The sequence below is a fragment of the Bradyrhizobium sp. genome (assembly GCF_019244115.1).
Lineage (GTDB): Bacteria > Pseudomonadota > Alphaproteobacteria > Rhizobiales > Xanthobacteraceae > Bradyrhizobium.
On sequence record NZ_JAFATE010000488.1, the window covers coordinates 1 to 8986 of the forward strand.

At 62.4% G+C, this 8986-nt stretch carries 7 protein-coding genes and 1 pseudogene; 5 read left to right on the forward strand and 3 right to left on the reverse strand.

The genetic code is table 11. The features are described from left to right. Positions 1-135 (reverse strand): annotated as a pseudogene (locus JOZ76_RS21385) (gamma-glutamyltransferase); the annotation flags it as partial. A 140-nt stretch (positions 136-275) separates the two neighbouring features. Here JOZ76_RS21385 and JOZ76_RS21390 point away from each other — a divergent pair. Next, a complete protein-coding gene (locus tag JOZ76_RS21390) occupies positions 276-1859 on the forward strand; it encodes an EAL domain-containing protein (protein WP_291701575.1) in 1584 nt (527 codons plus the stop codon). 234 nt (positions 1860-2093) lie between these two features. On the opposite strand, the gene JOZ76_RS21395 is transcribed toward JOZ76_RS21390, so the two are convergent. Next, positions 2094-2525 carry a CHRD domain-containing protein gene (locus JOZ76_RS21395; protein ID WP_291701578.1) on the reverse strand — a complete coding sequence of 144 codons (432 nt, stop codon included), beginning with the start codon at positions 2523-2525 and terminating at the stop codon, positions 2094-2096. A 238-nt stretch (positions 2526-2763) separates the two neighbouring features. On the opposite strand from JOZ76_RS21395, the gene chvE reads away from it, so the two are divergent. The 4 genes from chvE (at position 2764) to JOZ76_RS21415 (ending at position 8296) form a co-directional block, all read left to right on the forward strand. After that, a complete protein-coding gene (gene chvE, locus JOZ76_RS21400) occupies positions 2764-3840 on the forward strand; it encodes a multiple monosaccharide ABC transporter substrate-binding protein (protein ID WP_291701579.1) in 1077 nt (358 codons plus the stop codon). Between the two features lie 241 nt (positions 3841-4081). After that, the gene (mmsA, locus tag JOZ76_RS21405) at positions 4082-5617 is read left to right on the forward strand and encodes a multiple monosaccharide ABC transporter ATP-binding protein (protein WP_291701581.1); all 1536 of its coding nucleotides are present in this window, start codon (positions 4082-4084) and stop codon (positions 5615-5617) included. Next, complete coding sequence (gene mmsB, locus JOZ76_RS21410) at positions 5614-6846, forward strand: multiple monosaccharide ABC transporter permease (protein WP_291701583.1); 1233 nt, start codon at positions 5614-5616, stop codon at positions 6844-6846. The genes mmsA and mmsB overlap by 4 nt, the downstream gene beginning before the upstream one ends. A 514-nt stretch (positions 6847-7360) precedes the next feature. Beyond that, a complete protein-coding gene (locus JOZ76_RS21415; protein ID WP_291701585.1) occupies positions 7361-8296 on the forward strand; it encodes an SGNH/GDSL hydrolase family protein in 936 nt (311 codons plus the stop codon). A gap of 33 nt (positions 8297-8329) precedes the next feature. On the opposite strand, the gene JOZ76_RS21420 is transcribed toward JOZ76_RS21415, so the two are convergent. Beyond that, a partial coding sequence (locus tag JOZ76_RS21420; protein ID WP_291701588.1) for a Crp/Fnr family transcriptional regulator occupies positions 8330-8986 on the reverse strand: 657 nt, incomplete at its 5' end.

Sequence of the window (8986 nt, forward strand, 5' to 3'; positions counted from 1 at the left end):
CGGCTGGTGAATCGCGGCCTCGAGATCCATGCCAAAATCCATCACGAAGGAGAGGATCTGCATGACCGCCGGCATGATGCGCCGGCCGCCGGAGGCGCCGAGGGCGAGACGCCGTCCATCCGCGGCTTGCGCGATTGGTAAGCGAAAATTAAATACCAGATCCTCAAGTCCGGGTGACGATTGGCGCATGTCGAATCCGCTCGCACCTGCTAAACAAATATTAGGGGCTGCTATCTACGGTCGAGGTACCCTTGTCCTGACGCCTGCGCCTCCCAATGAAGTCGCTGCGGCCGACCATCTTGCTGTCCTTGATCGTTCTGGGAAGCCTGGCTTCGTTCGGGATAACAGGACATTTTGCAGCCGAGGCCTTCATCGGCCATCAGCAGTCGCGACAGCTGAATGAACTCGCCGAAATCGTCGTGCGTCGCTCCGAGCTCGCGGTGGACTTTGCCGCGGCGAGCCTCGACGAGCTTGCGGCGCGCGGCCTGGTCACTTGCGATGCGGCGTCGCTGCAGGCAATTCGTCTCCATGTCTATCAGCGCTCCGCGGTCAAGGACGTCCGCCTGGTCAATCCCGACGGCTCGGTGATCTGCTCGGCCTATTCCGAGACGCTCGAATTCGACAAGGGCTGGGTCGACCGGTCTGACATGCTGGTCTCCACCGATGCCCGCGTCCTCCTGTTCCGGGTCGAGCAGTTCGGCGGGGATGCGCTCGGCGTGCTCCGGGACGTCGATCGCCAGAGGTCGGTGGTTGCGATCCTCGGGATCAATTCCAGCCTGCTCGACATCATGCCGGCGGAGCTCAGGGGCGAAAGCGAGGTCGTGCTGGGATTGAACAATGGCGAAAAGCTCGTCCAGTTTTCCCCACAACAGGACGGCGCACTCGCAGACGCGCTGGACGTCATCAGGACGTCGTCCCGCTATCCGTTTCGGGTCACGATCCACCTCGCACGCGGCGCCCTGTCGCAATGGAATAACGAGATCTACTGGCCCGCCATCAGCATCGCGCTGGCGCTCGGGCTCGTGTTCGGATTGCTTCTCACCAGGCTGAAGCGGCTCGAGGGACCCGTCGCCGACCTCGACCGTGCGCTGCTGCGGGACGAGTTCAAGCCGTTCTTTCAGCCGACATTCGACCTGCACAGCGGCGAGATCGTGGGTTGCGAAGTGTTGGCCCGGTGGATCACCAAAGACGGCTCCGTCATCTCTCCGATGAATTTCATTCCGCTCGCCGAATCCTCCGGGCGGATCCAGAAATTGACCTGGCAGATCCTGTCGACGGCGCTGAACGACATGCGGCCGCTCCTGAGGGAAAACCGGGATTTCAAGCTTGCCGTCAATGTCGTCCCAAGCCATCTGCTCAGCGTCAATTTCATCGAGACGCTTCGGCGTGTGGTGATGGGCGCAAGAGTTTCCGCGCGCCAGATCGTGCTCGAGATCACCGAGCGCGACGAGCTTCACGACCTCGACCATGCCGCCGACGTCGTCCGGCAACTGCGCGACTACGGCTTCAAGGTGGCGATCGACGATGTCGGCGTCGGCCACAGCGGGCTCTCCCATCTCAAGGGGCTCGGCGCCAACATCATCAAGATCGACAAGTTCTTCATCGACACCATCACCGAGGACGCGTCGACGGCCGTCATCGTGGAGATGCTGGTGCGGCTCGCGCAGGATCTGCACATGGACGTCATGGCGGAGGGCATCGAGACCGAGGAGCAGAGGCGGGCGCTGCTGGCGTGCGGCGTCGCGCAGGGGCAGGGCTATCTCGTCGCGCCGCCCCTGCCTTTCGCGAAATTCCGGGAGCTTCTGTCGCGCCGCCCGCCGGCCGTCGGCGCGGTCGAAGACGCCGCGCTGGTCGCTTGATCGGCGCGACCGGTACGTCCGCGCGCAGTGCTAATCCGCCGGCGACGGCCCGGTTCCGGGGGAATGCCGGGGCCAGCAGGCGGGCCTGGCGGAGCCGGACCTGGCGGAACGGGATCTGGTGACCGCGCTGGGCCCGGTGGCTCTGGGCCTCCGGGGGCCAGCGGCGGGCCCGGAGGGCCCGTGCTAGAAGCATGCGCCAACCGCGTTGAGCCGCGACGGGGGGCGAGACTTAACCTACTTCATCATTTGTCCGCGCAGTTCGCCGCCGGGATTTGCAGCGGTGTGAATGTTCGCATACCACTTGCCGGCGAGCAGATCGGTCGCCTGATTGTCGGTCAGGGTCGCCGATCCCTGGATTGGACTTTCGACGGTCTTGAACGGCAGCACGATCCCGGCATTCTTGCCGGCCTCGACGGGGCCGTGGAAATGGGCGCCCATGACGGGGCCCGTCAGGTTGGAATAGGTCACGGTCCAGGTGAGAAGCTTGCTGTCGGTATCGAAGGTTGCCTCCGCCGTTCCCGAGCCGGGGCTGGTGTTCGGCGGCACCTCGTTGCTGCCTTTCATGTCGGCGTGCAGCTTGATCGTCTCGGCGCGCGCGATCGAAGCACATGCGGACACCGCGAAGCCTAACAAAATCACTGACGTCAAAGACTTGGTTTTTTTCATTGCATCCGTCTCCCTCAGGTTGCGGCCCAATGTATAATCAGACACCTCTCACGGGGGAACATTCCGAGGGGAGGAGGAGGGGATACCAAGCGACGTGGTTTTGAGGGGATAAACTTTTCTAGCGACATCACCGCGCAATCGCGTCGCAGTCCACTTGACCACCGATACAAGTGGATGCTTAAGCTAGTATGATAATCTGACTAAGTCCAAGGCGATCACGCCCAACGGGAGGATAAATATGTTGAAGTTCAAGGCCTTTACTGCGGCTACGGCGATCGGGCTGCTTGCGCTCGGCGCGCTCGCCGGTTCGGCACAAGCCCAGGAGAAGGGGACCATCGGGATCGCCATGCCGACCAAATCGTCGGCGCGCTGGATCGACGACGGCAACAACATGGTCAAGGTGCTGGAGTCGAAGGGCTACAAGGCCGACCTGCAATATGCCGACAACGACATTCCCAATCAGCTCGCCCAGATCGAGAACATGATCACTAAGAAGGAGAAGGTGCTGGTGATCGCGGCGATCGACGGCACGACTCTTTCTGATGCGCTGCAGCATGCGGCCGACGCGGGGATCAAGGTGATCTCCTACGACCGCCTCATCAAGGGTTCGCCGAACGTCGACTACTATGCCACCTTCGACAATTTTCAGGTCGGTGTGCTGCAGGCGGAATCGATCCTGAAGGGCCTCGGTGTGAAAGAGGGCAAGAAGGGTCCCTTCAACATCGAACTGTTCGGCGGCTCGCCCGACGACAACAACGCGTTCTTCTTCTACGACGGCGCGATGTCGGTGCTGAAACCCTACATCGACAACGGGACGCTGGTCGTGCAGAGCAAGCAGATGGGCATGGACAAGGTCTCGACCATGCGTTGGGACGCCGCGACCGCCCAGGCGCGCATGGATAACCTGCTGTCGGCCTTCTACACCAAGCAGCATGTCGATGCGGTGCTCTCGCCCTATGACGGCCTGTCGATCGGCATCATCTCGGCGTTGAAGGGCGTCGGTTACGGATCCAAGGATCAGCCGATGCCGGTGATCTCGGGCCAGGACGCCGAGGTGCCCTCGGTCAAGTCGATCATCAACCACGAGCAGTATTCGACCGTTTTCAAGGACACCCGCGAGCTCGCCAAGGTCGCGGCCGGCATGGTCGACGCGGTGCTCTCCGGCGGCAAGGTCGAAGTCAACGACACCAAGACCTACAACAACGGCGTCAAGGTGGTGCCGTCCTACCTGCTGAAGCCGGTTTCGGTGGATCTCTCCAACTGGAAGCAGGCGCTGGTCGATACCGGCTATTACAAGGCCGACCAGTTCAAGTAAGCTCGACGCAAGGTCCTGCGCTTTTTCGAGGGCGCAGGGCCTTGAACGACAACAAAGTTCGAACCGGGGCCGGACCAGGAGCGCGGGGGGCGAGTCTGGGTTCCGGTCCTTGGGAGGATGGCTTGGTCAGGGCCGATGCGCGCTGTTCCGGTTCCGCGATGAACCCGGAAAAGCGCGCTCAGCCCTGTCCCCCCGCGAGGCGAGGTGGGATCGCCCATGAATCAGCGATGATCAGACTGCGATGACTGCAATTCTCGAGATGCGGGGAATTTCCAAGAGCTTTCCCGGCGTGAAAGCCTTGCGTAACGTCAATCTGGCCGTGGAGGCCGGCGAGATCCACGCGATCTGCGGTGAGAACGGCGCCGGCAAGTCGACGTTGATGAAGATCCTCAGCGGCGTCTATCCCCACGGTTCCTATGAGGGCGAGATCGTCTACCAGGGCGCGGAGCGGCGCTTTTCATCGATCTCCGATTCCGAACATCTCGGCATCATCATCATCCATCAGGAGCTGGCGCTGGTTCCGCTCTTGTCAATCGCTGAAAACATCTTTCTCGGCAACGAACCCGCGAAGCTGGGCGTCATCGACTGGGACGTGGCGTTCAGCCGCACGCGCGAGCTCTTGGCGAGGGTGGGCCTGAAGGAATCGCCGCGCGCGCTGATCACCAATCTCGGCGTCGGCAAGCAGCAGCTCGTCGAAATCGCCAAGGCGCTCGCCAAGAAGGTGCAGCTCCTGATCCTGGACGAGCCGACCGCGAGCCTCAACGAGACCGACAGCGACGCACTGCTCAATCTGCTGCTGGAGTTCAAGAGCCACGGCATCACCTCGATCCTGATCTCGCACAAGCTCAATGAGCTCGCCAAGGTCGCCGACCAGATCACGGTGCTGCGCGACGGCTCGACGGTCGAAACCATCAACTGCCGCACCGAGAAGATCGACGAGGGCCGCATCATCAAGAGTATGGTCGGCCGCGAAATGTACGAGCGCTATCCGCCGCGCGAGCCGCATGTCGGGGAAAAACTGTTCGAGATCAGGGATTGGCGTGTCGAGCATCCGCTGCATGCCGGACGCGAGGTCATCAAGGGCATCGATCTCCACGTCAATGCGGGCGAGGTCGTCGGCATCGCGGGGCTAATGGGGTCGGGCCGTACGGAGCTCGCGATGAGCGTGTTCGGCCGCGCCTATGGCCGCAACGTGAGGGGGCAGGCGCTGATGCAGGGGCGCGAGATCGACGTCAGTTCGATCCAGAAGGCGGTGGCGAGCGGGCTTGCCTATGTCACCGAGGACCGCAAGACGCTTGGCCTGATCCTCAATGACGACATCCGCAGCAACGTCACGCTCGCCAATCTCCCCGCCATCGCCTGGAACGGTGTGCTGGACGACCACAGGGAGGCGACGGTCGCCAACCAGTACCGCTCCAAGCTGAACATCCGCTCCTCCAGCATTCTGCAGCGGACGCTGACGCTGTCCGGCGGCAATCAGCAGAAGGTCGTGCTCAGCAAATGGCTGTTCGCCAACCCGCAGGTGCTGATTCTCGACGAGCCGACGCGGGGCATCGATGTCGGGGCGAAATACGAGATCTACACGATCATCAATGATCTGGCGGCGAGCGGCAAGGGCGTGATCGTGATCTCGTCGGAAATGCCGGAATTGCTCGGAATCTGCGATCGTCTTTATGTCATGAACGAGGGCCGCCTGGTGGGCGAGATGCCGGCGCACGAAGCGAGCCAGGAAAAGATCATGGCTTCGATCATGCGATACGAAGGAGCTGCGCAATGAAACATGAAACCATCGCAGCCGCTGCTCCCAGCCGCACGGCCGGCGTCGGCGTCTGGCGGACCAATCTGCGCGACTACGGCCTTCTGGCCTCGCTGCTGGTGATCATGGCATTCTTCGAACTCCTGACCAGCGGCGTGCTGCTCGCGCCGGTCAACATCACCAATTTGATCCTGCAGAACAGCTACATCGTCATCATGGCGCTCGGCATGCTGCTGATCATCGTCGGCGGTAATATCGACCTCTCGGTCGGCTCGATCGTCGGCTTCGTCGGCGCGATCGCCGCGACCTTGATGGTCGACTACAAGATGCCGTGGGTGCCGGTGGTCGGCCTGTCGCTCCTGCTCGGCGCCCTGATCGGCGCGGCGCAGGGCTGGTTCGTCGCCTATGCCCGCATTCCCTCCTTCATCGTCACGCTCGGCGGCATGCTGATCTTTCGCGGGCTTACCGGCAATATCCTGCTCGGCCAGTTCGTCGGCCCGTTCCCGAAGGAATTCCAGTCGATCTCGTCCGGCTTCATCCCGGACTTTTTGAGCCCGTACGCATCGGCATTCGGCGACCTGGCGCTGTTCGGTCAAAACTTCCGCTGGACGTCGATGCTGATCGGCGTCTCCGGCGCGGCGCTCCTGCTGTTCACCAGCGCGCGGCGCTGGCGGCGGGAGAAGGAGCACACGATCGAGACGGAGCCGTTTCCACTCTTCGTCGGCAAGAACGCCATCTTCGCCATCCTGATCGTCGGCTTCAGCTATCTCTTGTCGTCCTATCGCGGCCTGCCGAACGTGCTGATCACGATGGGCGCGCTGATCCTGCTCTACATGTTCGTCACGACGCGCATGACGATCGGGCGGCGCATCTATGCGCTCGGTGGCAACCGCCTGGCGGCGCAGCTCTCCGGCATCCGCACCGAACGACTGATCTGGGCCACCTTCGTCAACATGGGCCTGCTGGCCGGTCTTGCCGGCCTGATCGTCGCCGCGCGACTGAATTCCGCAACTCCGAGCGCCGGCAACTCCTTCGAGCTCGATGTCATCGCGGCCTGCTTCATCGGCGGCGCGTCGGCATCGGGCGGCGTCGGCAAGGTCATGGGCGTCGTGATCGGCGCCTTCGTGATGGGCGTCATGAACAACGGCATGTCGATCCTCGGCATCGGCATCTACTGGCAGTATGTCGTCAAGGGCCTGGTGCTGCTCGCTGCCGTGTACGTCGACATCTCGCAGAAGAACCAGGGCTAGCATTCCGCTTCACGACCGAGATGTTCCCGTTCGACACGAACGGGCCTTCGAGCAAGCTCGACATAATGGTGGCCGCTTTCCGAGCCAATTCGGGAGCGGTCGAAACATTGCCGCAGCTTGGACGACGAGGTCCGAGGTTTGCCTTACCGGCGCGCCTAAGGAAACAAAGTTTCGCCGGGAGTGTGCATCATGGTTGCCAGCGGCGTGATTGATCCCTTGAAACGGGTTCTGAGGGGCGGAACCGGGCTGGCTTTGCGTTACATCCACTCTGTGTGAAATCTCTCTCCCTCGCCGGGATTACGGCAGGGGCCCGCTGCTCCACGCGCCAGGAATATGATCCGGACCTGTGCGGCCGCGTAGGCGTGCCGCGCGGGTTTCCGGAGAAGATCACGGTTGCGCACAGGATCGCAGCAGTCATTCGTGGGCCCAGATGGCGATTGCTGAGGGAAGGACGGAGTGCCGCGGGCGAGCAGGGAAGCTGCGAACACTTCTCGCGTCGCTCGGGATGCCGCTATTGGCGACGGTCGCGACGCTGCTCGGTCTCGAGCTCGCGCTTCGTCTCGCCGATTTCCGGGAATTGCGTGAGGGCAACAGCGAGCGCTCGCTGAGCTATCGACATGACGCCGAGTTCGGCTGGGCGCCGATCCCGAACTCGACATCCACCGTGACCAACGCCCGCACCATTCACGTGCAGCACAACAATCTCGGACTGCGCGACCAGGAATTTCTCGCCGACGGCCGCCCCACCATCATGTTCCTCGGCGATTCGCTGGTCTGGGGGCTCGATGCCGAGGCCGACGAACGGTTCTCCGAACTCCTGAAGCCGCGCCTTCCCGATTATCGCATCGTACCCGCCGGCGTTTCCGGCTATGGCACCGACCAGGAATATCTGTTGCTGAAGCGCCTGTGGCCGACGCTGAAGCCGGCCATCGTCGTTCTCATCTTCTGCACCCAGAATGACCGCGAAGATAACGCGACGAACATCCGTTACGAGGGCTATCACAAGCCGTATTTCACGGTCACGTCCGACGGCGAATTGCGGAGTGAGGGCCTGCCGGTTCCTGCCTCGCGGCTGCAATACATCAAGGAGAACTGGTGGGTGCACCATTTGTGGCTGGCGAGGCTCGCCAACGCCGCCTATCTGAAGATACGGCACCCCCTGATCTACGTTCCCGACCCGACGGAGCGTCTGGTCGATGCAATGCAAGATTTCGTGGAGATGCATGGCGCGAAGTTCATGGTCGGCGTGCAAACCACCGACGTCAGGCTGGTTCATCACTTGCGCTCGCGCGGCATCCCGTTTGCGACACTCGATGAGGCCGACTTCTACCCCGGGGCTGCCGTCGGCGGCCACTGGACACCGAAGGGCCATGAATACGTCGCCGCGCGCCTGCTCGCTCTGCTGGAAGACAACAACGCGATTCGCACCGAAGCCCACGGCGTGGAATGAACCGACGCGCTTCGATGGATGAAAGCAGCCCGATCACGCAACGGTGCCAAGCCGGTCCAGCTCGGGTTCGTCGAGCACGTTCAGTACGCCGTTGGAGACGACGCAGAGTCCGCGATCGCGAAAATGGCTGAGCACGCGGCTGACATGAACCGGGGTGAGACCCAGTGCATCGGCGATATGCCGCAGCCGCAGCGGAAACGGGTAACTCTGACCGCGGATAACGCTCCGCGTTCGCAGCCGTCGCGCAAGATTGGTAAGCAGATAGGCGATGCGTTCTTCCGCGGAGCACTTGCCCAGCACGGCGATCAATCGGATCGCGCCAGCAGCTTCGTCCCTGCAGGCGTTCTCCAGCACCAGCTGCAGGCGATCGCCGCGCGCGCGAACGCCCGGTCTTTCGAATCGGGAGACCTGGACGTCGGTCAGCGCGGCGACGGTGAATTGCGACTGCGGCTCGAACAGGTTCAAAACCGAAAAAAGATCTCCGGGCAGCAGAAAGCCCAAAATCTGGCGTCGGCCGTCGGCAAGCTCGATATATTTGTAGGCCCAACCTGCGCAGAGCACGAGAACCTGCTGCGTGGTCTGATTGCGGACGACGATCTGTTCGCCGGGTCGGGCGACCTGAAGTAGAGGCCGGCTTGGGCCGTGAACCGCATTGGCAGTTCTGCTCTGTGCCTCAAGAAGCGTTCCGCA